Annotated in this window: 26 protein-coding genes; 5 read left to right on the forward strand and 21 right to left on the reverse strand. The window is 71.7% G+C overall.

From position 1 onward, the window contains the following. Window positions 1-30: 30 nt before the first annotated feature. Window positions 31-1,806 carry a gamma-glutamyltransferase gene (gene ggt, locus KHP12_RS15440; RefSeq protein ID WP_167442771.1) on the reverse strand — a complete coding sequence of 592 codons (1,776 nt, stop codon included), beginning with the start codon at window positions 1,804-1,806 and terminating at the stop codon, window positions 31-33. Window positions 1,807-2,244: 438 nt separating this feature from the next. Between ggt and KHP12_RS15445 the strand changes: the two genes are divergently transcribed. Continuing rightward, window positions 2,245-3,000 carry a hypothetical protein gene (locus KHP12_RS15445; protein ID WP_086885755.1) on the forward strand — a complete coding sequence of 252 codons (756 nt, stop codon included), beginning with the start codon at window positions 2,245-2,247 and terminating at the stop codon, window positions 2,998-3,000. A gap of 20 nt (window positions 3,001-3,020) precedes the next feature. Here the strand turns inward: KHP12_RS15445 and KHP12_RS15450 are convergent, their stop codons facing one another. After that, complete coding sequence (locus tag KHP12_RS15450; protein ID WP_086885756.1) at window positions 3,021-3,773, reverse strand: ABC transporter permease; 753 nt, start codon at window positions 3,771-3,773, stop codon at window positions 3,021-3,023. Window positions 3,774-3,974: 201 nt separating this feature from the next. Continuing rightward, a complete protein-coding gene (locus tag KHP12_RS15455) occupies window positions 3,975-4,754 on the reverse strand; it encodes an ABC transporter ATP-binding protein (protein ID WP_086886563.1) in 780 nt (259 codons plus the stop codon). 90 nt (window positions 4,755-4,844) lie between these two features. On the opposite strand from KHP12_RS15455, the gene KHP12_RS15460 reads away from it, so the two are divergent. The 3 genes from KHP12_RS15460 (at window position 4,845) to KHP12_RS15470 (ending at window position 7,771) form a co-directional block, all read left to right on the forward strand. Then, window positions 4,845-5,507: a TetR/AcrR family transcriptional regulator gene (locus KHP12_RS15460; RefSeq protein WP_086886562.1), complete on the forward strand. Its 663-nt coding sequence runs from the start codon at window positions 4,845-4,847 to the stop codon at window positions 5,505-5,507. Beyond that, window positions 5,495-5,809 carry a DUF6204 family protein gene (locus KHP12_RS15465; protein ID WP_086886561.1) on the forward strand — a complete coding sequence of 105 codons (315 nt, stop codon included), beginning with the start codon at window positions 5,495-5,497 and terminating at the stop codon, window positions 5,807-5,809. The genes KHP12_RS15460 and KHP12_RS15465 overlap by 13 nt, the downstream gene beginning before the upstream one ends. A gap of 324 nt (window positions 5,810-6,133) precedes the next feature. After that, window positions 6,134-7,771, forward strand: a complete 1,638-nt coding sequence (locus KHP12_RS15470; protein WP_211833065.1) for a CocE/NonD family hydrolase — start codon at window positions 6,134-6,136, stop codon at window positions 7,769-7,771. A gap of 40 nt (window positions 7,772-7,811) precedes the next feature. Here the strand turns inward: KHP12_RS15470 and KHP12_RS15475 are convergent, their stop codons facing one another. From KHP12_RS15475 to KHP12_RS15495, 5 genes are all read right to left on the reverse strand, one after another. Next, on the reverse strand, window positions 7,812-8,684 hold the full coding sequence (locus KHP12_RS15475) for an amino acid ABC transporter permease (protein WP_086882406.1): 873 nt from the start codon (window positions 8,682-8,684) through the stop codon (window positions 7,812-7,814). Beyond that, window positions 8,681-9,325, reverse strand: coding sequence for an amino acid ABC transporter permease (locus tag KHP12_RS15480; RefSeq protein ID WP_086882405.1), 645 nt, complete (start codon window positions 9,323-9,325; stop codon window positions 8,681-8,683). Before KHP12_RS15480 ends, KHP12_RS15475 begins: the two co-directional genes overlap by 4 nt. A 10-nt stretch (window positions 9,326-9,335) precedes the next feature. Further along, window positions 9,336-10,250 carry a glutamate ABC transporter substrate-binding protein gene (locus KHP12_RS15485; RefSeq protein ID WP_372455301.1) on the reverse strand — a complete coding sequence of 305 codons (915 nt, stop codon included), beginning with the start codon at window positions 10,248-10,250 and terminating at the stop codon, window positions 9,336-9,338. 17 nt (window positions 10,251-10,267) lie between these two features. Beyond that, window positions 10,268-11,014: an amino acid ABC transporter ATP-binding protein gene (locus KHP12_RS15490; protein ID WP_086882404.1), complete on the reverse strand. Its 747-nt coding sequence runs from the start codon at window positions 11,012-11,014 to the stop codon at window positions 10,268-10,270. Window positions 11,015-11,666: 652 nt separating this feature from the next. Continuing rightward, window positions 11,667-12,107, reverse strand: a complete 441-nt coding sequence (locus KHP12_RS15495) for a DUF6278 family protein (protein ID WP_138916941.1) — start codon at window positions 12,105-12,107, stop codon at window positions 11,667-11,669. 178 nt (window positions 12,108-12,285) lie between these two features. Here KHP12_RS15495 and KHP12_RS15500 point away from each other — a divergent pair, with 178 nt between their 5' ends. Next, a complete protein-coding gene (locus tag KHP12_RS15500; protein ID WP_210610069.1) occupies window positions 12,286-14,094 on the forward strand; it encodes an SGNH/GDSL hydrolase family protein in 1,809 nt (602 codons plus the stop codon). Between the two features lie 81 nt (window positions 14,095-14,175). Here the strand turns inward: KHP12_RS15500 and KHP12_RS15505 are convergent, their stop codons facing one another. From KHP12_RS15505 to KHP12_RS15565, 13 genes are all read right to left on the reverse strand, one after another. Continuing rightward, window positions 14,176-14,955, reverse strand: coding sequence for an exodeoxyribonuclease III (locus KHP12_RS15505; protein WP_037958870.1), 780 nt, complete (start codon window positions 14,953-14,955; stop codon window positions 14,176-14,178). Window positions 14,956-14,997: 42 nt separating this feature from the next. Next, a complete protein-coding gene (locus tag KHP12_RS15510) occupies window positions 14,998-15,645 on the reverse strand; it encodes an MBL fold metallo-hydrolase (RefSeq protein WP_086880430.1) in 648 nt (215 codons plus the stop codon). 86 nt (window positions 15,646-15,731) lie between these two features. Continuing rightward, entirely contained in the window at window positions 15,732-17,018 is a 1,287-nt protein-coding gene (gene pcaDC, locus KHP12_RS15515; protein WP_086880428.1) for a bifunctional 3-oxoadipate enol-lactonase/4-carboxymuconolactone decarboxylase PcaDC, read from the reverse strand. Window positions 17,019-17,083: 65 nt separating this feature from the next. After that, window positions 17,084-17,725 carry a hypothetical protein gene (locus KHP12_RS15520; RefSeq protein ID WP_246643118.1) on the reverse strand — a complete coding sequence of 214 codons (642 nt, stop codon included), beginning with the start codon at window positions 17,723-17,725 and terminating at the stop codon, window positions 17,084-17,086. Then, complete coding sequence (locus tag KHP12_RS15525) at window positions 17,722-18,876, reverse strand: ROK family glucokinase (RefSeq protein ID WP_086880427.1); 1,155 nt, start codon at window positions 18,874-18,876, stop codon at window positions 17,722-17,724. Before KHP12_RS15525 ends, KHP12_RS15520 begins: the two co-directional genes overlap by 4 nt. A gap of 287 nt (window positions 18,877-19,163) precedes the next feature. After that, complete coding sequence (locus tag KHP12_RS15530) at window positions 19,164-20,021, reverse strand: ATP-binding cassette domain-containing protein (protein ID WP_086880426.1); 858 nt, start codon at window positions 20,019-20,021, stop codon at window positions 19,164-19,166. Further along, the gene (locus KHP12_RS15535) at window positions 20,018-21,067 is read right to left on the reverse strand and encodes an ABC transporter permease (protein WP_086880425.1); all 1,050 of its coding nucleotides are present in this window, start codon (window positions 21,065-21,067) and stop codon (window positions 20,018-20,020) included. The genes KHP12_RS15530 and KHP12_RS15535 overlap by 4 nt, the downstream gene beginning before the upstream one ends. Further along, complete coding sequence (locus KHP12_RS15540; protein ID WP_037949273.1) at window positions 21,064-22,053, reverse strand: sugar ABC transporter substrate-binding protein; 990 nt, start codon at window positions 22,051-22,053, stop codon at window positions 21,064-21,066. The genes KHP12_RS15535 and KHP12_RS15540 overlap by 4 nt, the downstream gene beginning before the upstream one ends. A 248-nt stretch (window positions 22,054-22,301) precedes the next feature. After that, window positions 22,302-23,069: a GntR family transcriptional regulator gene (locus KHP12_RS15545; protein ID WP_051572816.1), complete on the reverse strand. Its 768-nt coding sequence runs from the start codon at window positions 23,067-23,069 to the stop codon at window positions 22,302-22,304. A 133-nt stretch (window positions 23,070-23,202) separates the two neighbouring features. Then, window positions 23,203-23,835: an HAAS signaling domain-containing protein gene (locus KHP12_RS15550; protein ID WP_086880424.1), complete on the reverse strand. Its 633-nt coding sequence runs from the start codon at window positions 23,833-23,835 to the stop codon at window positions 23,203-23,205. Between the two features lie 143 nt (window positions 23,836-23,978). After that, window positions 23,979-24,635 (reverse strand): TetR/AcrR family transcriptional regulator, encoded by a 657-nt coding sequence (locus tag KHP12_RS15555; RefSeq protein ID WP_086880423.1) that lies wholly within the window; start codon window positions 24,633-24,635, stop codon window positions 23,979-23,981. A gap of 118 nt (window positions 24,636-24,753) precedes the next feature. After that, window positions 24,754-25,599 (reverse strand): transporter substrate-binding domain-containing protein, encoded by an 846-nt coding sequence (locus KHP12_RS15560; RefSeq protein ID WP_086880422.1) that lies wholly within the window; start codon window positions 25,597-25,599, stop codon window positions 24,754-24,756. Between the two features lie 127 nt (window positions 25,600-25,726). Next, entirely contained in the window at window positions 25,727-26,380 is a 654-nt protein-coding gene (locus KHP12_RS15565; protein WP_037949278.1) for a bifunctional 4-hydroxy-2-oxoglutarate aldolase/2-dehydro-3-deoxy-phosphogluconate aldolase, read from the reverse strand. Window positions 26,381-26,563 lie beyond the last annotated feature (183 nt).

A 26,563-nucleotide genomic window follows, 5' to 3' on the forward strand; every position in this document is an offset into this window, starting at 1 on the left:
CGCCGTACGTACCTGGTCAGCGGTCAGTGGTCAGCGCTTCGGGCTCACCACCATCGCCGAGCCGCCGCCCCGCCGTTCCGTCTCGGCCGCCGCGAGCCACCGTCCGCCGGACAGCCGCTGCACCCCGGTGGCCGCCCCGATCTCGGGGTTCTGCTTGAAGGAGTGGCCGAGCGCCTCGAGCTTGGCGCGCTCCGGGCCGTTCCACAGTCCCGGTTCCAGCTCCGTCTGGGCCGCGTTGCGCTGGCTGGCGCGCGGTGCGGCGATCGCGTCGACCAGCGGCATACCCCGGTCGAGATGGTTCAGCAGGGTCTGGAGCACGGTGGTGATGATGGTCGCCCCGCCCGGGGAGCCCAGCGCCAGCACCGGCTTGTGGCCGTCCAGCACGATCGTCGGCGACATGGACGAGCGCGGCCGCTTCCCCGGGCCCGGCAGGTTCGGGTCGTGGACGGCGGGGTCGGCGGGCGCGAAGGAGAAGTCGGTCAGCTCGTTGTTGAGCAGGAAGCCACGGCCGGGAACGGTGATCCCGCTGCCGCCGGTCTGCTCGATGGTGAGGGTGTAGGCCACCACATTGCCCCACTTGTCGGCGACCGTGAGATGCGTGGTGTTCTCGCCCTCGTACGTGGTCGGGGCGGCGTGGCCCCGGGTGTCGCAGGAGCCGGGCCCGGACGGGTTGTTCGGGTCACCGGGCGGCACGGGGCTCTTGAGCACCGCGTCGTCCTTGATCAGGCAGGCCCGGGAGTCGGCGAACCGCTGTGAGGTGAGCCCCTTGGTGGGGACGTCCTCGGCCGCGGGGTCGCCGACCCAGCGGCCCCGGTCGGCGAAGGCTATCCGGCTGGCCTCGATATAGCGGTGCAGATACTCGACGTCGCTGAGCTTGGAGAGGTCGGTCTTCTCCAGGATGTTGAGCGCCTCGGCGACGCTCGTGCCGCCGGAGGATGAGGGCGCCATGCCGTACACGTCCAGACCGCGGTAGTCGGTCCGGGTCGGGGCCTGCCGCTTCGTCCCGTAGGACCGCAGGTCCTCGGTGGTCAGATCGCCCGCGCGCACGACGCGCTGCGCCTTCGGGTCGACGGGCGGCTTGCGCACGGTGTCGACGATGTCGCGGCCCAGCTCGCCCTTGTAGATGGCGCCGACGCCCTTCTTGGCCAGCAGCGCGTACGTACGGGCGAGGTCGGGGTTGCGGAACGTCGAGCCGACCGCCGGGGGCTCGCCACCGGGGAGGAAGAGCTTGGCGGTGGCCGGGAAGTCCTTGAAGCGGGCCTGGTTGTCGGCGGTCTGCTGACGGAACGTGGAGTCGACGGTGAACCCGTCGCGGGCCAGCCGCTCGGCGGGCCTCAGCACCTGCCCCAGCGATCGGGTGCCCCAGTCCTTCAGGGCGTCGTTCCAGGTGGCGGGGGTGCCGGGAGTGCCGACGCTCAGCCCGCTGGTGACGGCGTCGGCGAACGGCAGCGGTTTGCCGTTTTTGTCGAGGAAGAGCTTCTGGTCCGCGCTGCGGGGAGCGGTCTCGCGGCCGTCGAGCGTGGAGACCTGGTGCCGCTTGGCGTTGTAGTAGACGAAGTATCCGCCGCCGCCGACACCCGCCGAGTACGGCTCGGTGACCCCGAGCGCGGCGGCGGTCGCCACGGCCGCGTCCACCGCGTTGCCCCCGTGCCGTAGTACGTCGATCCCGGCCGCCGAGGCGTCGGGGTCCACGCTGGAGACCGCGCCGCCGTAGCCGACGGCCACGGGCGTCTTGGCCGGAGCGCCCTTGTCGGCGCTCTCGTGCCCGGCGGCACCGGCCGGGACGACGCCCAGTACCGCGACCATTCCGGCGGCGGCCGCGAGCGCGGGCAGTCGGCGCCGGACGGCCGCCGTGGCGGACCCGGCGGATGTGGTGGACCTGGTTGACGATGCGGCTGGTCGTGCGGCGTGCCCCATCCGTGACCTCCAAGCGAAACGACAGGGGCCGGAGCCTACCCGCGAGCCACGCCACCCCAACAGGGGTGCATCGGTCCCCTCTCTTTTAGGGGCTCGGTTCGCCTCCGGGGCGCTTCAGTCTCCCCCAGCTACCGCTGGGAGGTGCCCCCTGTCGACGGTCGACCGTGCTCGGTCGCTCGTTCCTCGCTCCCTGCGCGCGCTCTCCCTTTCGACAGCGACGCGCCCCTTCGGCTCACTCGCCGACCGAGTACCCCACTACCTGATGGCAACCTTCGCGACCTCTGAGCGCTCGAACATCGGCCCGGTCGGGGGCTACGATGCGCGGCCATGACAGACACCCTGCAAGACCTGATCGCCTCCGCGGCCGCCCTGATCGTGGGCCTGGCCGCCGGCTGGGCCGTGCACTCCGCGTTCGCGCGCCGCAAGCGCGCCCGCGAGCAGCGCTTCTTCGGTCTGCCGGACGGTTCGGAGTGTGTGATGGTCACCCATCGGGACAGCACCTCGGCCCACTGGAGCATCCCCCGCCATGACGCGCTGGCGCTGCTGGGGCTCGCGTCGGTCGTGGAGAACTGCGGGGCGCACGCCGAGGTGGCCCCGCATGACACGGGGTTGCAGGGCTTCGGGGCACGCACCGAGTTCTGCGTCGGCGATCCGACCGCGCACCGCAGGCTCGCCGCCCATATGGCGAATCTACTGCCGGGCGTCACCGTGCACGCGGGGGACGACTCCGGCACGGACCGGGGGATGTTCACCATCGCCGGTACCCACTACCGCCCGGATCCGGGCGCGGTCGAGCATGTGCTGCTGGCCCGGCTGACGGCGGGCGACGACAGCCGCCCGGTCTTCCTGGCCGCGGGCCAGCGGCCGGTCACCCATCGCGCCGCCGTCCGCCACCTCGTCCGCAACCGCACCCGGCTGGCCCGGAAGTACGGCGCGCAGGGCTCCTTCTGCCTGCTGCTGAAGGTGGTCAACTCGCAGGCGTACGGCCCGGACCTGGTGGAGGTGGTCGCGGATGTGACCAAGCCCGCGACCACCTCGGTGGGACCGCGCACCGCCGCGAAGGCGGCCACGAAGGACGACTGAGGCGACCAAGGACCACTCGGTCAGCCGCGGACCCGGCCGAACAGCCGCGCCCCGCCCATCAGGCACAGCGCCGCCAGGGCCAGGGTGACGGCCGCCCCGACGGCGACCGTGGCGTTGGCGTAGTGCCCCAGGAACACCTGGCGCACCGCGTCGACGGTGTAGCGGAACGGCACGGCGCGCGAGGCGCCCGCGAGCCATCCGGGGGCCAGGGTCATCGGCAACAGCAGCCCGGAGAGCAGCATCAGCGGCATGCCCGCCGTATTGGCGATGGCGGCGAACTCCGGGGGCGTACGGACGTTCATGGCCAGCCCGTAGGAGAGCGCGGACAGGGCCGCCGCGAGCACGGCCACGAACAGCAGCCCGAACAGCACGCCGAGGAGCGGCGCGCGCAGCCCGAAGGCCAGACCGAGCAGCACCAGCAGCACCGACTGGGCCACCAGCTGGACGACATCGCGCAGGGTGCGTCCGAGCAGCAGCGCCAACGGGCTGACCGGGGTGACCCGCATCCGGTCCAGTACGCCGAGGTTGCGGTCCATCAGCAGGCCGAGCCCGACGTACGACCCGCCGAGCAGCGCGAGCTGGACGAGCACACCGGGGACCAGCGTCTGCCAGGACGATCCGCTGACGCCCATGTCGAGTTCGGTCAGCAGCGGGCCGAAGAGGGCGAGGAAGAGCAGCGGCTGAAGCATGCCGAAGAAGAGATTGGTCTTCGAGCGAAGCGTTGAGCGCAGACAGCGGCCGAAGACGATGCCGGTGTGGGCGAGAAGAGTCATAGGAGGCCCTTGGGTGGGTCGGATGTCGTGGCTGGCAGTACGGGTGTCCGGCGGATCTCTCCCCTCCCCGCCCCTTCCCGCAGCATGCATGCGCGGCTCCGCCGCGGAGCCCCGGTACGGGGTCTGGGGCGGAGCCCCAGTTTCGGGAAGGGGCGGGGAGGGGAGCAGCCCGCCGCAGGCGTCAAGGCCCGCCGGACACGCCTAGATGGCGAGGGGTTGCCCGGCCGCACCCCGCCCCGTGATGGCCAGGAAGGCGTCCTGGAGGCTGGCACCCGGACCCCCCGCATAGCGGCTCTTGAGCTCGGCGGAAGTGCCCTCGGCCACGATCCGCCCGGCATCCACGACCACGATCCGGTCGGCGAGCGCGTCGGCCTCGTCCAGGTAGTGGGTGGTGAGGAAAACCGTGGTGCCGTGCTCGGCGCGGACGCGCCGCACCAGGTTCCACAGCTCGGCCCGGCTTCCCGGGTCGAGACCGGTCGTGGGCTCGTCGAGGAAGAGCACCTCGGGCCGGTTGACCAGGCCCAGCGCGATCTCCACCCGGCGGCGCTGACCGCCCGACAGCGCGGCGGTCGGGCGGTCCATGAGCCCTGACAGCCCGAGCTCACCGACGAGTTCCTCGGCACGCCCGGCCGCCGCGCCCTTGGCCATCAGATGCAGCCGCCCCTGGGTGACCAGTTCCTCGCGTACGGAGCACCCCGGGTCCAGGCCGCCCGACTGGGCCACATAGCCGATCCGCCGGCGCACGCCCGCCGGATCGCGGAGCAGATCGCGCCCGGCGATCTCGGCTTCGCCCCCGCTGGGCGGCAGCAGGGTGGTGAGCATGCGCAGGGTCGTGGTCTTACCGGCCCCGTTGGGGCCCAGGAAGCCGAGGATCTCGCCGCGGCCGACGGTCAGATCGATTCCGCGGACGGCGTGCACGGGGCCGCTGCCCAGCGAGAACGTGCGGGTGAGGCCGCGAACGCGGATGACGGATGAGGACATGCCCCGATCAGAGCACAATGCCCACCAAACTTGCAATCGACTTAAAACTTTAAGGCGGGTGTAAGTTTGCAGCGGGCTACACTGACGGCCATGAGCGAAGGACTGCGGGAGAAGCACAAGCGCCGTACGCGCCGGCGGATCGCGGACGTGGCCACCGGGCTGTTCCTGGAGCGCGGCTTCGACCGGGTCACGGTCGCCGAGGTCGCCGAGGCCGCGGAGGTGTCCGTCAACACGGTCTACAACTACTTCCCGGCCAAGGAGGACCTGGTCCTGCCGCCCGACCAGGCGTCCCCGCGGCGGCTCGCCGACATCGTGCGCGAGCGCCCGCCCGGCCGGTCCGCCGCCCAGGCGGTGCTGGACCGGCTGCGCGAGGAAGTGGAGCGGCGCGACCGCTCGCTGGGGCTGACCGAGGGCTTCGGCCCGTTCTTCGCGATGATGCGGGCCGCCCCCACACTGCTGGCCCGGCTGGAGGAGCTGGGCCACCGGATGAACGACGAACTGGCCGCCGTGCTCGCCGAGGAGACCGGCGCGGCGCCGGAGGATCCGCTGCCGCGCGTGGTGGCCGCCAAGATCAGCGGCTATCACTCACTGATCTTCGGCGAGATCGGACGGCGCGTCACGGCGGGCGAGCGCCCCGACGCCATCGCCAAGGCCGTGACCGAACTCCTCGACGCCACCGAGGAGATGCTGGGCGCTCCGATGCTCGGCTACGCCGTACGGGAGGGACGGGAGGAGCGACCGTGTTCCGAGTGACGATCCGGGGCGCCTTCGAGGAGTTGGGCGAGGACGAGCGCGAGGCGCTGCGCGGCGTGGTCGACTCCCTCCAGGTCGCCTTCACCGAGGCGGGCACCTTCACCTGCGACCGGAGCCTTTCGGCGTTCACCTTCCGCTGCGAGGTTCCGGCGGAGCCGGATGACGGCGAGCAGGAGGCGACCGAGCGGGCCATCGCGGCGCTGACCGCGCATGGTTATCCGCACCGGATCCTGCGGATCGGCGTGACGGACATGCGGAACATCAAGATCCGCCGCAAGCCTCGCGGGGCGGGCGGCACGTAGCGCGGGCCCGGGCCCAACCCAGGGCCTGGGGCCGGGGCCAGGACTCGGCCCGGGGGCGGGCTCGTCCCGGAGGCAAGGCTCAGCGGTCGGCGGGCCTTCCGCAGCAGCGGAATGGGGCGGGGCCGGACCCTGGCGGATCCGGCCCCCGGATAGCGCCCCGGGCCGGGCCGGCCCCGGCAGCCGACCTCGGCCCTCTATCGTTACCCATGCGTAACTTACCGCGCTATTACCGCCGGTAAACACCCGAGTTACCGTCAGGTCACAAGCACCGGTGCTCCCCTGCCCCCACGGCATCCCCCACCAGGAGCCATCCCAGGAGCCATCGTGACCCCTGCTCGAAAAGCCCTTCGCCCGACGACCGCCGCCGCCCTCTCCGTCACCGTCATGGCCGGTGCGGCCTTCGGCCTCGCCCCCGCCAACGCCGCCGCGGCACCGGCACCGGCACCGGCACCGACCGCCACCACAACCGCCCCCACCTCCACCGCCGCCTCCTCCGGCGTCTCCATCCGCTTCGTCGACATCCCCGGCGACGGCGGCGTCAACCTGGCCGCCAACGTCGTGGCCCCCGCGAACGCCGACGCCTCCCACCGCCTCCCCCTCGTCGTCCTGCCCACCAGCTGGTCCCTGCCCCAGGTCGAATATCTCGCCCAGGCCAAGAAGCTCGCCGAAACCGGCTATGTGGTGCTGACCTACAACACCCGCGGCTTCTGGCAGTCCGGTGGGCGGATCGAGACGGCCGGGCCGCCCGATATCGCCGACGCGTCCAAGGTCATCGACTGGGCGCTCGCCAACACCCCCGCCGACCCCGACCACATCGGCATGGCCGGGCTCTCCTACGGCGCCGGGATCAGCCTGCTCGCGGCCGGTGCCGACCCGCGGATCAAGGCCGTGGTGGCCATGAGCGGCTGGGCGGACCTGGTCGGCTCGATCTACAGCGGCCGCACCCAGCACTCCCAGGCCGCCGGGCTGCTCGCCGGGGCCGGGACGCTGACCGGGCGGCCCAGCGAGGAGTTCCAGCAGATCCTCGATGACTTCTTCTCCTCCAACCTCGCCAAGGAGAAGGATCTGATCGCCTGGGGCAAGAAGCGCTCCGCCGCCACCTACCTCGACCGGATCAACGCCAATGGCGCAGCCATCATGCTGGGCAACTCCTGGGGCGACTCGATCTTCCCGCCCAACAGCTACGCCGACTTCTTCGACAAGCTGACCGGTCCCAAGCGGCTGGAGCTGCGGCCCGGCGACCACGCCACCGCCGAGCTCACCGGGCTGCTCGGACTGCCCAACGCCACCTGGACCCACGCCCGGCAGTGGCTCGACCGCTACCTCAAGGGCGAGCGCAACGGCATCGACAGCGAACAGCCGGTGCAGCTGACGTCCCGTACGGCGGACGGTGACGGCTACGAGGGCTACCCCAGCTGGTCGGCCGTCCCCTCCGAACAGCGCCGCGTCCCGCTCGCCGCCACCGAGAAGGTCACCGCCCACCACGACTCCGGCGCAAACGCCGGAACGGTGCTGCTCGGCGGCGCCCTCGACCAGTTCCTGAAGCTCCCGCCGCTCGCCTCGATCCCGCTGCTGCCCCGGTCCTACGCGGCCGTCTGGCAGACCGGGACCTACGCCGACGAGCAGCGCGTCCGCGGCACCGTGAAGCTCCACACCACCGTGACCAGCGACCGCTCGGACGGTACCGCGGTGGCGTATCTGTACGACGTGGGCCCGCTGGGCGTCGGCAAGCTCATCACCCACGCCCCGTTCACCTTCCACGACCGCACCCCGGGCACGCCCTTCGGGGTGGACCTGGAGCTGTTCTCCACCGCGTACGACGTCCCGGCCGGTCACCGGCTGGCGCTGGTCGTGGACACCGTCGACCCGCTCTACATCGAGCACAACCCCGACGGCGCCCACCTCACGTTCTCGTCCCCGGACGCCGACCCGTCCCATCTCACGATCCCGGTCCGCGACTGAAGCGACTGAATCAGCCGAGACACCCTCCGGCCGCCCCGGCTCAGCCGCGGGTGTCCCCCGGCATCGGGGCGGCCGGTTCGGCGGCGGCGACCTCGACCTGACGGGTCTTCACACTGCGCCGCTCCCGCTTGGCCACCCAGTTGGCGAACCACGACAGCAGCATGCACATCCCGATGTAGATCGGTGAGATCACCATGACCACCGGGATGAACGGCAGGTCGTAGTCGAGATTGGACGCGATCAGCTTTCCGGCGTGCAGAAACTCCTCATAGGTGATGAGGAAGCCGAGCGAGGTGTCCTTCAGGGCCACCACCAGCTGGCTGATGATGGCCGGGAGCATCGCCCGCACCCCCTGTGGCACCAGCACGGACATCATGACCCCCGTCTTCCGCAGGCCGAGCGAGTACGCCGCCTCGCGCTGGCCGCGGTCCACCGCGTTCACCCCGGCCCGGAACACCTCGGCCAGCACCGAGCCGTTGTACAGCGTCAGCCCGGTGACCAGGGCGGGCAGCGGCTGGACCCGCAGCGCCACGAAGACGAAGAAGATCATCACCAGTACGGGCATCGCCCGGAAGAACTCCACCACCAGCGTGGCCGCCCAGCGCAGCGGGCGGTGCTCGGAGAGCCGTCCGGCGGCGAGCACCCCGCCGAGGGCGAGCGAGAGGACCGCGGCCATGCCGAACGCCTTGAGGGTGCCCGCGAGCCCGTTCAGCAGCAGCTCCTGGATGCCCTTGTACTCGAACGGCATCCACTTGCGGTAGGCGAACTGGCCGGTGTGGATGAGGAGATAGACGATCCAGCCGAGCAGGGCCAGCAGCACGGCCGTCCCGGCCAGCGCGTACATCCGGTGCCGGCGCCGGGTGTGGGGCCCGGGGACGTCGTAGAGGGCGCTGGTGGTCGAGGGGGCGGTCATCGCGGCACTCCCCAGCGCCGCTCCAGCAGGGCGAAGATCGCGCTGATGGCGAGGGTGATGATCAGATACCCGACGGCGATCCAGACGAAGGTCCAGATGATGCTGTAGCCCTGCTCGTTGAGTGGCTTGTAGGTGCCGAGCAGTTCGGTGACGCTGAACGACCCGGCGATGGCCGAGTTCTTGGCGAGCGCGATCAGGGTCGAGCCGATGGGCGGGATGACCGTACGGAACGCCTGCGGCAGCACCACCGCGCTCAGTGTCTGGTCGAACGTCATGCCCAGGCTGCGGGCCGCCTCGCCCTGCCCCAGCGGCACCGTGTTGATGCCCGCCCGCACCGCCTCGCAGATGAAGGCCGAGGTGTAGCAGCCGAGCGCGATCACCGCGAAGACGGTGAACGGCAGCACAAGGCCGAAGCGCGGCAGCCCCAGCATCACCGCGAAGAACAGCAGCGTCAGCGGGGTGTTGCGGAGCACCGTCACCCAGACGGTGCCGAGCGCGCGCAGCGAGGCGACCGGCGCCACCCGGAACGCGGCCATGAGGATGCCGAGCACGAGGGCGAGCAGCGAGGCGTAGACGGTCAGCTGCACGGTGCCGAGGAAGCCCTTGCCGTAGAGCGAGAAGTTCTGGGTGAGCACGTCCATGGGATGGCCTTCAGCCGGTGCGGTAGCGGTCGATGGGCGGCGGCTTGGGGGCGGGCACACCCGAGAGGCCGAGGGTCGCGTCGTACGCCTTCTTCCAGTCGCCGTTGCGCTCGTGGAAGAGGATCGCGTCGTCCAGCGCGAAGCGCAGCGCGTTGTCCCGCTTGGGCACGCCGATGCCGTACGGCTCCTTGGAGAAGGGCCGGCCGACCACCTTCAGCTCCTCGGGGGCCTTGGCCGCGTAGCCGAGCAGGATGGTGTTGTCGGTGGTCACCGCGTCCACCTGGAAGCTGAGCAGGTTGTCCACGCACACGGAGTAGGTGTCGTACGCGACCGCGTGGGCCTTGGGGTAGTCGGCCTGGATGCGCTGGAGCGGGGTGGAGCCGGCCACCGAGCAGACGGTCCTGCCCGCGAGGTCCTCGGGGCCGTGGATGTCGTTCTCGTCGGTGCGCACCAGCAGCGACTGACCGGCCATGAAGTACGGCCCGGCGAAGCCGACCAGCCGCCTTCGCAGCGGATTGATGGTGTAGGTGCCGACGTAGTAGTCGATCTGGCCGCTCTGGAGGGCGGTCTCGCGGTTGGCGGAGGCGATGGTCTGGTAGCGGATGGTGCCCGGGGCGAAGCCGAGGGAGGCGGACATCATGCGGGCGATCTCGATGTCGAAGCCCGAGTAGCGGCCGGTGGCCGGGTCCCGCTCGCCCAGATAGGGCTGGTCCTCCTTGACCCCCACGATGAGATGACCGCGGCGCTCGGCCCGGCGCCAGGTGGGCGAGGCAGGCAGCCGGAACCCGGTGTCCACCTTGTAGGTGGGCAGCTTCTCGGCCCGGGGGCCCTTGGTGGGCGGGCTGCCCTCCTTGCCGCAGCCGGGGATGAGCAGCAGGACCAGAGTCGTGGTGAGGGCGGCGGTCGCGCGGCGCAGGCGCCTCATGTCCGTCATCACCCGGCTCAGTGCTTGAGGATCTTGGACAGGAAGTCCCGGGCGCGCTCGCTCTCGGGGGCGCGGAAGAACTCCTCCGGCGTACGGTCCTCGACGATCGCGCCGTCGGCCATGAAGACCAACCGGTTCGCGGCGGAGCGGGCGAAGCCCATCTCATGGGTGACCACGACCATGGTCATCCCTTCCTGGGCGAGCTGACGCATCACCTCCAGCACCTCGTTGATCATCTCGGGGTCGAGGGCGGAGGTCGGCTCGTCGAAGAGCATCACCTGAGGGTCCATCGCCAGCGCGCGGGCGATGGCCACCCGCTGCTGCTGGCCGCCGGAGAGCTGGGCGGGGAACTTCCCGGCCTGGTCGGCGAGTCCGACCCGGTCCAGGAGCTCGCGGGCGCGCCGCTCGGCGTCCTGCTTGGGGCGGCGGCGGACCTTGGTCTGACCGAGCATCACATTGGCCAGTACGGTGCGGTGGGCGAAGAGGTTGAACGACTGGAAGACCATGCCGACCTCGGCGCGCAGCCGCGCCAGCTCCTTGCCCTCCTCGGGCAGCGGACGGCCGTCGACGACGATGGAGCCGGACTGGACGGTCTCCAGCCGGTTGATCGTCCGGATCAGGGTGGACTTGCCGCCGCCGGAGGGGCCGATGACCACGACGACTTCGCCGCGGCCGACGGTGAGCTCGATGTCCCGCAGAACGTGCAGCGCGCCGAAGTGCTTGTTGACGCCGCGCAGCTCGATCAACGGCTCCCCGACGGCCATACCCGGCCCCACCCACCTTCCGCTGTGTCCCGGTCAGCGCAAGCTATCCGGACAAGCGGGGAGCATTGGGTACGGACACGCACCGATGGGCGGATACCGCCCGACAGGGTCTACGGGGGCTTTCCCCACCCCGCCCCTTCCCGACACCTGACAATATGCGGCTCCGCCGCATGGGGGGCTCCGCCCTCTGGGCCCCGGCACGGCCTAGCTGATCGCGGCCGGCCCGCCGACGCAACGGCTGAGCGGGCGGGCGCCCCCGCACCTCCGAGTCGTCCGACCGGGGTCTGGGGCGGAGCCCGGGACGGGGCCTGGGGCGGAGCCCCGGGACGGGGGTCTGGGGCGGAGTCCCCGCACGGGGGCCTGGGGCGAAGCCCCCGCACGGGGGCCTGGGGCGAAGCCCCCGCACGGGGGCCTGGGGCGAAGCCCCCGCACGGGGGCCTGGGGCGAAGCCCCCGCACGGGGGCCTGGGGCGAAGCCCCCGCACGGGGCCTGGGGCGAAGCCCCCGCACGGGGGCCTGGGGCGAAGCCCCCGCACGGGGGCCTGGGGCAGAGCCCCGGCACGGGGCCTGGGGCGAAGCCCCGGCACGGGGGGCTGGGGCGGAGCTCCAGTTTTGGGGAGGGGCGGGGAGGGGAAAGCTCCCCGGCCCCATCGCTAGGCCTCCGCGACCTCCGCGTAACGCTGGCAGAGTTCGGGAGCCCCGTCCGCCGCCCACTGCTGGCCGGCCTCCACGACGTCAACCTCGCGGCCGGAGGCCAGTCTGACGACGGGTCGGCCGTCGGGCCACACCTGCCAGACGGCCCCGGGGACGGTGCGGACGATGACCGTGCCCAGGTAGAGACCGGCGTCGTTACCGAGCCAGGGGAGCTCGTCCGGGTCGTCGCGCCAGCGCGGCGCCATCTGGTCCAGTGCCTCCAGCGAGGCCGTGGAGTCATCGAGCCCGATGCCCGCGGCGGAGGCCCGCGCGCGCAGGAGTTCGCATTCGGAGAGCAGTTGGGCGACGCCCTGGGGGTCCTCCTCCTGGGCACCCATCAGGGCCGCGCCCGAGGCGGGGCCACGTCGCTTGCGCCAGTTGCCCAAGAAGGAGATGTTCATACCGCTCAGCGTGGCATCCAGGCCACCGGCGCACCACAGGGCGCGCGGTATGAGCTGTGACCCGATGCTAGGTGTGAGCCGTGATCCGTTGCTTGTCTTGACGACACCCACCTGCCTCCATACGTTCTCCGGGCACCTGTCGAATCACCGGTCGGGCTGGTTGCGAGAGGGGACACATATGCGCGTCGCGAGACCGTGGACAACCGCCGGGATCGTCGCGGGAGGTGTCACCCTCGCACTCATCGCACCCTCCTCCGCCGCACCGGCCAGTGTGCCGACCCACAAGCCGCTCCCTTTGGAGCGGCTTTTCGACAACCGGGCGGTCAGCGATGACACCCGCCCGGGTGACGCCGACTTCGACGGCACGGGCGCCTCGCTCTCCGCGCAGGATCTGCGGGCCGCCGGCTGGACCCCGGGGCGCGATATCGCCCTGGACGCGGCGCGGCTGACCTGGCCGAGGAGCGCGGGGGCACGGCCGGACAATGTGATCGCCGACGGTCAGGCGGTGCGGCTGCGCGGCCGGGGCGAGGCGCTGACCTTCCTGGTGGCGAGCAGTTCGCCGAACGGGCCCGGCGCCGGGGCGAGCGGCGTCGGAACGGTGCGCTACCGCGACGGGTCGAGCCATCCGTACACGCTGAGCGCGCCGGACTGGCGGGCGGGCCCCGCCGCCACCAAGGCCGTGGGCCTCCCCCATCTCAACACCCCCGCCGGGCAGCGGCAGGAGACGGCCCGGCTGTACGCGGTGACGGTGCCGTTGGAGCGCGGCCACGAGGTCGCGTCGGTGGTGCTGCCGAGGGACCCGGGCCCGGCGGCCGATCTCCATGTCTTCGCCGCGGCGCTGCGGCGGCCCGCGTACGGCTGGACCGGGAGCTGGGCGGCGAGCACCGCCGGGTACACCAAGGTCGGGCCGTGGACCGATCAGACGCTGCGGCTGGTGGTGCACACCAGCGCGGGCGGGCCGAGCGCCCGGGTCCGGCTGGAGAACACCTTCGCCGCGGCGCCCGTGGAGATCGGGCATGCGACGGTCGCGCTCCAGGCGAGCGGCGCGGCGGCGCAGGGGTCACCGGTGCCGCTGACCTTCGGCGGGCGGCCGGGGACCTCGATCCCCGCGGGCGCGCAGGTGTTCAGCGATCCGGTGGACTTCCCGGTTCCGGCGGACGCCAATCTGCTGGTGAGCATCCATCTGCCGGGTCCGGTCGCGGCGGTGCCGGTGCACAGCCAGGCCACCCAGCGGTCGTATCTGAGCGCGGCGGGCAGCGGTGACCGGACCGCTGAGCCGGGCGCCGAGTCCTACACCGGCACCCTCACCACCTGGCCGTTCCTGACCGGGGTCGATGTGCGGGGCGGGCCGGGTTCGGTGGTGGCGCTCGGCGACTCGATCACCGACGGCACCAAGTCCACCACTGACGCCAACCGCCGCTGGCCCGATGTGCTCGCGCGGCGGCTGCGCGGCCAGTCCGAGGTCCCGGCGTACGGGGTGCTCAACGCGGGCATCTCCGCCAACCGCGTGGTGGCCGACCGCTATCCGGGCGAGGGCGTCTCCACGGACACCGGCGGGGTCAGCACCCAGCACCGGCTGGAGCGGGATGTGCTCGCCCAGACCGGGGCCCGTACGGTCGTCGTCTTCCAGGGCATCAACGATCTGCGGTGGGGCAGCTCGGCCGAGGAGCTGATCGCGGGGCTGCGGTCGGTCGCGGCGCGGATGCGGGAGCGCGGGCTGCGGGTGGTCGGGGCGACCATCGCCCCGTGCGAGGGCGAGTCGCTGTGCACGGCGGACGCGGACGCGCGGCGCTCGGCCGTCAACGCCTTCATCCGGGACAACGGCGGGGTGTTCGACGCCGTGCTGGACTTCGACGCGGTGGTACAGGACCCCGAGCACCCGGCGCGGATCCTGCCCGCCTACGACAGCGGGGACCATCTGCACCCGGGCGACGCGGGGTTGCGGGCGATGGCGGACTCGATCGACCTGCGGAAGCTGACCGGGTAGCCGGGTAGCCGGGTAGCCGAGTGGCCGGGTAGGGGGGGTCTCAGGGGCTCCCCCTCCTCGCCAGGACATCCCGCCGCGGGGTCACACCTCCAGGTCGACGACGATCGGGGCGTGGTCGGAGGCGCCCTTGCCCTTGCGCTCCTCGCGGTCCACATACGCGTCGCCGACCGCCTTGGCGAACGTCTCGTTCCCGTAGACCAGGTCGATGCGCATGCCGCGGTTCTTGGGGAAGCCCAGCTCGCGGTAGTCCCAGTAGGTGAAGGGGCGGTCGTACTTCAGCGGCCGGGGCACCACGTCCGAAAGACCCGACTCGCGCAGCGCCGCCAGGGCCTCGCGCTCCAGGTCCGTCACATGGGTCAGCCCGTCGAAGGCGGAGCGGTCCCAGACGTCCTCGTCGGTCGGCGCCACATTGAAGTCGCCAAGGACCGCGAAGGGGCGCTCACCGGCCGCGTCCCCGGCGACGGCCGTGCGCAGCGCCTCCAGCCAGCGCAGCTTGTAGTCGTAGTGGGGGTGGCCGATCTCCCGGCCGTTGGGCACATAGACCGACCAGAGGCGGACCGGGCCGCAGGTGGCGCCTATCGCCCGCGGCTCCTGGCCGCCGTCGTAGTCCGGGCCGCCGGGGAGGCCCACGGTGACGTCCGCGAGCCCGGCCTTGGAGAGCAGCGCCACTCCGTTCCACCGGCCGGTGGCGTTGACCGCGGCCTCGTAGCCGAGCTCGCGCAGCGGCTCGTACGGAAAGGCGGACTCGGCGCACTTGGTCTCCTGGACGCACAGGACGTCCGTGCCGCTGCTCTCCAGCCAGGCCAGCAGCCGGGGCAGCCGGGCGGTGATCGAATTGACGTTCCAGGTCGCGATGCGCATAGGCCACAACCTACATCCCGGGTCCGACAGCGGGCCCGGCCCTCAGAGGGTGAGGGATTCGCCCGGGGTCAGCCGCAGGTGCTCGGCGCCTTCCGTGCCGGGACCCTCGGGGCCGAGCATCCGGCCGTAGACCGTGTGCGCGACGTCGGACAGCAGGGCGTCGTGGATGTCGATGGCCCGGCGCGGGCCGACCGCGCGGACGTAGTCGAGGATCTCGGCGAACTTGTTCCAGGGGGCGTGCACCGGCAGCATCAGGGTCTCCACCCGGTGCCCGGCGGGCACGGTGAGGGCGTCGCCGGGGTGGAAGAGCGTGCCGTCCAGCAGATAGCCCACATTGGTGATCCGGGGGATATCGGGGTGGATGATGGCGTGCAGCTGGCCGTGGACCTCGATGTCGAAGCCCGCCGCGTTGAAGCTGTCGCCCTCCCCGATGGTGTTCACCCGCCCGGGGAACGCCGCCGAGATGTGGTGGGCGACGCTGTGGAGCGTCCAGATCTGGGCGGCGGGGTTGGCGTCGAGCGCCGTGCGCAGCCGCTCCTCGTCGAAGTGGTCGAGGTGCTCGTGGGTGACCAGGATCGCGTCCGCCCCGACCGCGGCGTCGGCTTCGCTGAAGGCTCCGGGGTCGATGACGAGCGTCTGCCCGTCCTTCTCGATCCGGACGCAGGCATGGCCCTTCTTGGTGAGCTTCATGGAGATCATTGTGCTACCGCGGGCCCCGTTGACCGCACTGCCCTTCCGGGCCTTTGCGCTCAGCCTTTCCGCTCAGCCTTCCGGGCTCAGCCCTCCGGGCTCGTCTCCTCGCGGATGATCCGCTGGGCCACGGCGAAGGCGGAGTTCGCCGTCGGCACCCCGCAGTAGACGCCGGTGTGCAGCAGCACCTCCTTGATCTCGGTGGGGGTGAGCCCGTTGCGCAGCGCGGCCCGGGTGTGGAAAGCGAGTTCGTCGAGGTGGCCGCGGGCGGCGAGGGCGGTGAGGGTGACCACGCTGCGGATCCGCCGGTCGATGCCGGGCCGGGTCCACACCTCGCCCCAGGCATAGCGGGTGATGAAGTCCTGGAAGTCGCCGGTGAACTCGTCGGCCAGGGACTGCGCCCGGTCCACATGGGCGTCGCCGAGCACCTCGCGGCGCACCTTGATGCCCTGGTCGTACGCGTCGGCTCGGGCGTCCAGCAGCGGTTCGGGCACGTTGTGGCCGAAACCGACGACCTCGGCGCCGGGCGGCACCGTCGAGAGCACGGGCTTGGGCGGGGGCGCGGGGATCGCGGTCATCCCGGTCGGGTGGTCCGGGCTCTGCCAGGAGCTGGAGAAGTGGCGCACCAGCAGATCGGTGACGGCCATCGGCTGCTCGACGGGGGTGAGATGGGAGGCGCCGGGGACCAGCGCGAGCCGTGCGTCGGCGATCCCGGCGACCAGGACGCGGGCGTCGGCGGCCGGGGTGACCTGGTCGTCGGCGCCGGCCACCACGAGGGTGGGGACGCCGATCCGGCTGAGCTCGGCACGGATGTCGAAGGCGGCGAGGGCCTCGCAGGCGGCTATGTAGCAGCCGGGGTCGGTGGTGCGGACCATCTGGACGGCCCACTCGACGATGGCGGGCTGGGCGGCGGCGAAGCCGGGGGTGAACCAGCGCTCGGGGGTGGCGCGGGCGATCGGGTCGAGGCCGTTGGTGCGGACCACGACGCCGCGCTGCCGGAAGGAGTCGGCGGTGCCGAAGCGCGGGGAGGCGGAGACGAGGGCGAGTGAGCCCACTCTATGGGGATGTCGCAGTGCCAGTTCGGCGCCGATGGCCCCGCCGATCGAGCAGCCCGCGTAGCCGAAGCGCTCGACGCCGAGCTGGTCGAGGGTGGCCAGCAGCCGGGCGGCGAACTCGGCCACGGAGGTGGCCGGGTGGGCGGGGGCGCCGCCGTGGCCGGGGAGGTCGAAGCGGAGGACGCGCCAGTGGCGGGAGAGCTCGGGTATCTGGCGGTCCCACATGTGCCAGGTGGTGCCCAGCGACGGTCCGAGGACGAGCACGGGCCCGTCCTCGGGGCCGTCGGTCCGGTACTGAAGTGTCTTCGTCTCGCTCACCCGAAAACGGTATCCGACACGGGTGGCGGGGTTTTCGGGCGCGATGTACCCAGAACGTGAAGGCCTTACGGCGTGACCGTGGAGACCACGTAAACCTTCGGATGCACGGGGTTGTCGAACTTGACCGTGATCCTCAGCTTGGGTTGGGGATCCTTCTGCTTGATGACCGTCCCCGCCCAGTCGTGACCGGGCGCTCCGACCTGCCAACCGACCTTCCTGGCCTGCTCCTTGGTGATGGTCACCTCGCCCTTGTCCAGGGCGGAGCGGCGGGTGCCGAGCTTGGTCAGGAACGAGTCGAGGCCATCGCGGGACGTGACGAACTGCACGTACAGCGAGCTGACCTTCCAGGAGTTGGTCTCGTAGAAGGCGACCTTCTCGGAGTACGGCGGCACCGGCACGTCGTATATGCGCCGCTGCACCCGGGTCGGATAGCCCGCGCTGAGGCCCTTGGCCGACGCCGCCTCCGCCTTGTCCTCACCGCCGTTGCGGCTCTGGAGGGCGGAGATCACCAGATAGCCCGCCGGGATCGCGATCAGCAGGAAGACGACAATGATCTTGAGCCAGCGGCGGGGCGGACGGCCGCCACCGGGCACGGGCCCGCCGGACGTGGGGCCGCCCGGTGTGGGGCCGCCCGGTGTGGGCCCGCCGGGGCGCATCCCGTCGGCCGGGGGCATCGCGGCGCCGGGCCGCTGGTCGGCGGCGGTCATTCGCGGCCTGCCTGACTGCGCGGCGCCAGCCGCAGCGGGGAGGAGGACCCGGCCCGCTCGTAGCGCTCGACGCGGCGGCGGTTGGCGCGCCGGAAGCGGCGGGCGACCAGCCGGGCGAGGTCGGCGGCGCCGACCATCCCGGCCTCGGGGCCCAGCTGCGCCTTGACGATCCGGGCCTCCGGCCGGTAGCCGCGGCCGGTGAGGGTGCGCCGGAAGGCGTTGCGGGCCGGGTCGATCAGCAGGTCGTCGGCGGCGCTGACGCCGCCGCCGATGACGAAGCAGGAGGGGTCGAGGGCGGCGGCGAGATTGGCGATGCCGACGCCGAGCCACTGGCCGATGTCCTGGAGCAGTTCGACGCACATGGCGTCGCCCTGGCGGGCCAGCTCGGTGATCAGCGGCCCGGTGATCTCCTGGATGTTGCCGCCGACCCGGTCGTTGATCCCGTAGGCCACCGGCGATTCGGCGGCGGCCAGTTCACGGGCCTCGCGGACGAGGGCGTTGCCGGAGCTGTACTGCTCCCAGCAGCCGCGGTTGCCGCATGGGCAGCGGTGACCGGCCGGGACGACCTGCATATGGCCGAACTCCCCGGCGACCCCGTACTTGCCGCGCTTGACCTGGCCGTCCTCCAGGATCGCGCCGCCGATCCCGGTGCCGAGGGTGATCATGACGAGATGGTCCTCGTCGCGTCCGGCGCCGAACCGCCACTCCGCCCACGCGGCGGCGTTGGCGTCGTTGTCGACCAGGACCGGGACGTCGAGCCGCTCCGCGAGCCGGTCGCGCAGCGGTTCGTTGCGCCAGGACAGGTGCGGGGCGAACAGCACGCGGTTGCGGTCGGCGTCCACCCAGCCCGCGGCGCCGATGCCCACGGCGTGCACATCGTGCCGGTCGGAGAGGTCCAGCACCAGCTCGGTGATGGTGTCCTCGACGACCTTGGGGCTCTTGGACTTGTCCGGGGTCTCGGTGCGCAGCTTCTCGAGGATGTTGCCGTCGGCGTCGACGACCCCGGCCATCACCTTGGTGCCGCCGATGTCGATGCCGACCGTGGGCACCCGGGGCGCGCTGAGGTGCGAGCGGCGCTCACGGGTGCCGACGGTCCGCAGCACGGTGGCCCGGGCCGAGCCCCGGTGCACTCGTTCGCGGTAGATGCTCATCGGCCGGCTCCCTCGCCGGTGTGGGGGGTGCGGTCGCTGCGGGTACGTGCTCGCAAGAGTTCGTCGTCCCTGCGGGGGTCTCGGGAGGCCGCGCGGCCTCGGGTGCGTCGGTCGTGGCGGGTGTGGCCCGCCGTGCGATTGTGCCTCACCCGCGCCTCATGCCGCATGGCGAGCCTACGGCGCGCGGCCCCCGGGAGGCACCGGAACACGGCCGACGACCCGGCCGCTCAGCCCTTGACGACCTCTCCCAGCCCCCGACGACCTCTCTCAGCCCATGACGACCCCGCTCAGCCCTTGGCGACCCCTCCCGACAGGTCGGGGGCGGGGGTGCGGGCCAGCTCATGGCTGAGCTGCTCCAGCTCGCTGCCGCCCGCCATCTGCCGGGTGAGCTCCTCCAGGGCGATCTCGTCCTTGGCGTGGCTGCCCGCCATGGCGCCGCGCTTGAGCAGCACGAAGCGGTCGCCGACGAGATAGGCGTGGTGCGGGTTGTGGGTGATGAGGACCACGCCGAGGCCCGCGTCCCGGGCGGCCGCGACGTACTTGAGCACGACGCCGGACTGCTTGACGCCCAGCGCCGCCGTGGGCTCGTCCAGGATGAGCACCTTCGCGCCGAAGTGGACGGCGCGGGCGATGGCCACGCACTGGCGCTGGCCGCCGGAGAGGGTGCCGATGGGCTGGTCGACATCGCGCAGATCGATGCCCATGCGCAGCAGTTCGCGGTGGGTCGTGGTGCGCATCGCCTCCACGTCGAGGCGGCGGAGCGGTCCGCGGCCCTTGTGGATCTCCGAGCCCAGGAAGAAGTTCCGCCACACCGGCATCAGCGGGACCACGGCGAGGTCCTGGTAGACCGTGGCGATCCCGCGGTCGAGGGCCTCGCGCGGGGAGCCCAGCCGGGTCTCCTCCCCCTCGATGGCGAGGGTGCCGCCGTCGTGCTGGTGCAGCCCCGCGACGATCTTGATGAGGGTGGACTTGCCCGCGCCGTTGTCCCCGAGGACGCAGGTGATCTCCCCGGCGTGCACCTCGAGGGAGACGCCCTCCAGGGCCTTGACGTTGCCGTAGTACTTACTGATGTCGCTCAGCGCGACCAGGGCCGCCCGGGGCGCCGGAGATGTCTGAGATGCCTTGGATGCCTGGGACGCACTCATTTGCTCTCCTCCGCCCGCTTGCGGACCCACCAGTTGAGCAGCGTGGCGAGCAGCAGCATCGCCCCGAGGAAGAACTTGAACCAGTCGGCGCCCCACTGCGCGTAGACGATGCCCTTGTTGGTCATGCCGAAGATGAACGCGCCGACGGCCGCGCCGACCGCCGAACCGTAGCCGCCGGTCAGCAGACAGCCGCCGATGACGGCCGCGATGATGTAGAGCAGCTCATTGCCCACGCCCTCGCCGGACTGGACCACGTCGTAGGTGAACAGCAGATGCTGGCCGGAGATCCAGGCGGCCAGCGCGACGCCCAGATAGAGGCCGATCTTGGTGCGCTCCACGGGGACGCCGACCGCGCGGGCCGCCTCCTTGGCGCCGCCCACCGCGAAGATCCAGTTCCCGGCGCGGGTGCGCAGCAGGATCCAGGTGGCGAGCGCGATCAGGGCGAACCACCACAGGACGGTGATCTGCACCTCGACATCCCCGATGGTCAGATGCGAGGCGAAGACCTTACGGGCGGAGGGGAAGCCCTCCATGTCGGAGATGCTCTTGGTGGAGACGGTGTCGCTGATCAGCTTGGTGAAGCCGAGGTTGCAGCCCTGGAGGATCAGGAAGGTGCCGAGGGTGATGATGAAACTCGGCAGATTGGTGCGGACCAGCAGATAGCCGTTGAAGAAGCCGATCGCGAGGGTGGCCAGCAGGGACACCCCGACCCCGACCCACACGTTCGCCGTCATCTGGTACGAGAACATCGAGGAGATCAGCGCCGAGCTGGTCACCAGGACCCCGGTCGAGAGGTCGAACTCCCCGCCGATCATCAGCAGCGCCACCGGCACCGCCATGATCCCGATGGTCGAGGAGGCGTACAGCACGGTGCTGAAGCTGGACCACTGGAGGAAGGCGTCGGCGACGACCGAGAAGAAGACGAAGACGGCGACGGCGCCGACGACCGCGCCCAGCTCCGGCCGGCCCACCAGCCGGCGCGGCAGCGAGCCGCGCACCGGCCGGCTCTCGAGCGTCTCCTCGGCGGGCGGTGCCACCGCGCTCATCGGGTCCCCCGCTTCGTGTACGAGGCGAGCTCGGCGGCGTCGTCCTTGGTGATGATCTGCGGACCGGTGAGCACCGGCTTGCCGCCACCGAGCACATCGGCGTTGTAGCGGTTGAGCCACAGCAGATCCACGGCCTCATAGCCCTGGAGATACGGCTGCTGGTCCACGGCGAAGCCGAGCGTGTCGTCCTGGAGCGCGGCGGCGACCTTGGCGTTGAGGTCGAAGGTGTCGATCTCGGCCTTGCTGCCCGCCTGGTCGGCGGCCTTGGCGGCGGTGTCCGCGAAGGGCGCGCCCAGGGTCAGCACGGTGTCGATGCCCTTGTCCGACTGGAGCTTGGCCTCGATCGAGGACTGCACATCGGGCATGTTGGTGCCCTCGACGTAGATCTTCTCCATCTTGCCGTCGAAGGTCTTGGCCGCGCCGTCGCAGCGCTGCTCGAGGCCGACGTTGCCCTGCTCGTGGAGGACGCACAGAGCCTTCTTCTGGCCCCGCTTGTTGAGCTCGTCGCCGACGGCCTCGCCCGCGATGGTCTCGTCCTGGCCGACGTGGGTGAGCGCGCCGAACGCCTTGGACACCTCGGCGCCGGAGTTGACGGTGATCACCGGTATCCCGGCCTTGTGGGCCTTCTTCACCACGGACTTCATGGCGTCGGGCTTGGCGAGGGTGACGATCAGGCCGTCGACCTTCTGGTCGATGTAGGACTGGACCAGCTGGGCCTGCTCCTTGCCCTCCTCGTTGTGGGCGTAGAGGAACTTGATGTTGTCCTTGACCGCGGCCTGCTTGGCGCCGCTCTGGACGATGTCCCAGAAGGTGTCCCCGTCTCCGGAGTGGGTGACCATCGCGAAGGTCCACTTCGGGGTGTTGACAGCCGCCCGTCCCCCGGCGGCCGCCTCCCGGGCGGCCCGCTCCTCGGCCCGCTTGCCGCCCGTATCGCTGCACCCCGCCAACGCCGTACCCAGCACCGCCGCCAGCACGGCGGCGGTCATAGCGCGTGCCCCTCTCCGCACCGTCGCCACGAAGACCCGCCCTTCTCACTGTGTGTTCGTCCCGCTGTCACCTTCGCGGCCGGGCACCGCATGATCGGTCCCGGCCGCCGCCCAAGTATCCGTCACCGGTCATCGCCGGGGCTGCCGGGGTGGGCGAGGGCCCCGGCGCCCGTACGGCTTGAGGACTTGTAGCCGGGGACGCGGGACACGTCAAGGACAAAGGGCGCGGCACACGGCGTGCGGGGCGCTCAGGGGCGTACGAGCAGCTGGAACTCGAAGGCGTAGCGCGAGGCCCGGTAGGTGTGGGAGCCGAACTCCACGGCCCGGCCGGTGTCGTCGAAGGTCGTGCGCTCCATGGTCAGCAGCGGCGCGCCTTCCGGCTCCCCGAGCTGCTCCCCCTCCTCGGCGGTGGCCGCGCGGGCGCCGACCGCCTGGCGGGCGCTGTGCAGGGTGATCCCGGCCGCGCGCATCAGCCGGTAGAGCCCGGTGTCCTCCAGCTCGGCGCTGTCCAGCTTGAGCAGGCCCACCGGGAGGTGGTTGCGCAGATGGGCCATGGGCTCGCCGTGCGCCAGCCGCAGCCGCTCGATCAGCACCACCTCTTCGCCCTCGGCGACGCCGAGGGCGGCGGCGACCTGGGCGGTCGCGGGCTCGGTGGTGTTCCGCAGCACCTGGGTGGCGGGGCGCTGACCGGCCGCCTCCAGGTCGTCGTAGAGGCTGCTCAGCTCCAGCGGGCGCTTGACCTGGCTGTGCACGACCTGGGTGCCCACGCCCCGGCGGCGCACCAGCAGCCCCTTGTCGACCAGCGACGAGATGGCCTGCCGGACGGTGGGGCGGGACAGCCCGAGCCGACCGGCCAGCTCGATCTCGTTGCCCAGCAGGCTCCCGGGCGCCAGCCGCCCCTGCTCGATCGCCGCCTCGAGCTGCTGGGACAGCTGGAAGTACAGCGGGACCGGACTGCTGCGATCGACGCTGAGCTGGAGCGCCTCCGCCCCGCCCGAAGCGTCTTCTTCCTCCATAGCCACGGGCCGAGGGTATCCGGATGAGCACATGACGGGAAGTCGTGAAGTTCTGTTGTCAGGACAAACTACGCACAGGTGATCAGTCGGGAGCCGACAACGCTGTCAGCCGTCCACGGCTTCCCCCTCGATTTCACGCGCCCGCCTGCTCGCGCAGCCGGGCGGCGGACCGGGCCAGCCGTATGGCGCCGACCACGGGCAGGGTGAGCGCTATCAGCAGGGAGGCCACGAACGAGGGGGCGCTGATCCCGTCGAACGCCAGGGAGAGCGCCACCGCCAGGACCGGCACCGTCACCAGGGGCGACAGGACGAACAGCGTGGCCTGCCGCTTCTCGCGCCGCGCCCAGGGCGCGGACCGCCACAGCCGGACGAGCGCGCCGAGGGCGGCGACCAGCCCCAGGGGTATGCCCACGCCCGGGACCAGGCACAGCGGTACGGGCAGCACGGCGAGGCCGAGCGTCACCCAGGTGGCACCGGCGTCCTCCGGCTCGGGCGGGAGGCTGCCGGACTCCTCGGCCAGCGCGTCCGCCGCGATCTCCTCCGGGGTGCCGATCCAGTCGAGCACCTGTCGCACCCGCTCAGCTCCGATCGCGGAATCGCCGTCCCCGGCGGGATCCTCGCCGAGGTCGTCGGCGAGCGCCGCCGCGATCTCCTCGCGCAGGTCCTCGAGCAACTCCTCCCGCCACGCGGCGGGAAGCGCCGCGGTCTGCCGCTCGACCGAGGACAGAAAGGTCCGCACGAGGGGGTGGCTGAGGGGACTGCTCATGTCGTCTCTCCGGGGGCGAGGAAACGGTCACCGGTCCAGGGCATTACAACCGGCATCCGTCAGCGTGTAGCACCCGCACGAGGGCCGCGCCCGGATTCGCGCAAATGCGCATCCCGCTGTGTTCGGCAGGCTAATGGCCCAGGCTAATGGGGCGCCGCTTCGCCCGCGCCACGGGTCATGACCCGGTCCAGTTCGGTCCCGGTGAGCCCGTCGGGCAGCGGGGCGGTGTCGGGGCGGGCGCGCAGACCGTCCAGGACGAGCGCGGCGATACGGCGGGCCGCGCGCCCCCAGGCGTCGGGCGGGAGTTGGGCGTGGCCGAGCATCGCGCCGGTGACCACGAGGTCGGCGACGGTGGCGTCGGGGCGGATCGAGCCGTCGCCGACACCCCGCTTCAGGACCGCGGCCAGCGACCGGGAGATCCGCGAACCGAGCGGGTCGGCCTCGTCCGTCAAGAGCGGGCCCGGGGCACCGAGCAGCGGCAGGGCGAGATGGTGCCGCTCGGCGAGCAGCCCGTGCAGAAAACCGGCCACCGCGTCCAGCGGCGGTGCCGCGCTGTCCTCGGCCTCCTGGGCGAGGGCCGCCATGAGTTCGTAGGAGCGGTGGACGACGGCCGCGTACAGCTCCTCGCGGTCGGCGAAGTTCCGGTACAGCGTGGCGATGCCGACCCCGGCCTCGCGCGCCACCACCTCCAGCGGCACGGCGGGGCCGTCGCGGAGCAGAACCCGCTCGGCCGCGTCGAGCAGGGCGGCGCGGTTGGCGACGGCGTCCGAGCGGCGGCGCGCTGGCTGGGCGGGACTCATGAGGCCATCTTCCCGCTCCGGGCCCGCCGGAAGGGCGACGGACGCGAGAGTCGTACGAGGATGCCCGGATTTTCAGCCGCCCTGTCACTCTCGTGTCCGCCGCCGCGTCATCGCCGCATCATCGCTTCATCCACTCATCCTCGTACTTCTTGTACGTACCGTCGTGGGTGGCCAGATGGACCCACTGATCGACGTACTCCTTGAACTGGGCGTCGCCGCGCGGCAGTACGTACGCCTTCTCGGAGAAGGAGAACGGCTCGTCGGGGTGGACCGCGCACAGCTCCGGGTGGATCGCGGACTGGTAGCGGGTCTCGCTGGCGTCCGTCATCATCACATCGGCGCGGCCCGCGATGATCTCGTCGAAGATCGTTGTGTTGTCCGGATGGACGGTGAGGGTGGCCTGTTTGATATGGGCCCGGGCGAACTGCTCATTGGTGCCACCCGGGTTGACCACGACTCGTACGCCGGACCGGTCGATCTCCTCCAGCGTCCGGTACTTGTCCTTGTCCTCGCAGCGCACGATGGGCGTCTTGCCGTCGGTGAGGTACGGCTCGCTGAAGGACGCCTTACGCGCGCGGGCCAGGGTCACCGACACTCCGCCCATGCCCACGTCGCAGCGTCCGGCGGCGAGGTCGTCCACGAGGGTGGCCCAGGTGGTGGGCACATACTTCGGCTTGGCGTCCAGGCTCTTGGCGAGGTCCCCGGCCATCTTGATGTCGATGCCCGTGTAGGCGCCGGACTTGGGGTCGCGATGGCTGAAGGGCCGGTAGTCGCCCGTGGTGCACACCCGCAGCACCCCGCGCTCGGGCACCCGGTCGAGCAGGGTGCCGCGCTGCTGCCGGGCGCGGTCGGCAGGCGCTTGTTCCGGCGCGGAATTCGCCGTGGAGCCCACGGCCAGCGCCGAACCGGCGGCGGTGGCGGCGAGCACGGCGGCGAGGGCGGACAGCGTGACGGTACGTCTCACGGCACCTCCTGGGCGCGGGCGGCCGCTACGAGCCGCATGATCACAGCGCGCTCAGGGTGGCAGAAGTCCCGGCCCACGGGAAGCCGTTGACCACCGGACGGACGGGTCGCGTGCTGCCCTCAGGACGTCAGTACGGCTCCTGCGCCGAGTCCAGCGGGGGCGCCACATCCGCGAGGCGGGCCAGCAGTTCGGCGGCGCGCTTGCCCACGGTGTCCCGGTCGCCCTCGGACAGCGCCGAGCCCATTCCGCACGCGACGGCCCCGGCCGCGACCCAGTCCGGGGCCTCCGCCAGGGTCACCCCGCCCGTGGGGACCACGGCGGCCTGCGGCAGGGCGGCCCGTACATCGCTGACCCATCTGGGCCCGTAGGCGGAGGCGGGGAAGAGCTTCAGGGCGTCCGCTCCCAGCTCCATCGCGCGCACCGCCTCGGTGGGCGTGGCCACGCCGGGGAAGACCGGCAGACCGTAGCGGTGGCCGGTGCGGATGACCTCGGGGTCCAGGCTCGGCGAGACGAGGAAGCGGGCGCCCGCGTCCACCGCCATCCGGGCCGAGGCGCCATCGAGCACCGTGCCCGCGCCGATCACCGCGTCATCGCCGACCTCCCGGATCAGGGTGGTGACCGCCTCCAGGGCGAAGGGCGTGGTCAGCGAGATCTCCAGGCTGGTGATACCGGCGGAGAGCAGGCTGTCCGCCGTGGCGTGGGCGTGGTCGTAGCTGTCGCTACGGACGATGGCGAGGACGCGCTGCGCGAGCGCGGCCCGGGTGATCTCCCAGCGGTACACGGCGGTCGCCGCCTTCCTCTCCCAGGTGCTGCTGGCGATGCCGCCCCGGATTGCCTCCGGGATATGCGGCGGTTTCGGTGTGCGATGGACGATACGCGGTGCTGTGCTGCGCTTGGCGGATCGGTATCTGGGTTGTCCGTCTTACCGGTGCTGCTCTGTGCTGTTGTGGGGTGCGCGGTTGCT

Origin of the sequence: Streptomyces asiaticus, from assembly GCF_018138715.1 — a bacterium.
In the GTDB taxonomy this organism is placed as follows: Bacteria; Actinomycetota; Actinomycetes; order Streptomycetales; family Streptomycetaceae; genus Streptomyces; species Streptomyces asiaticus.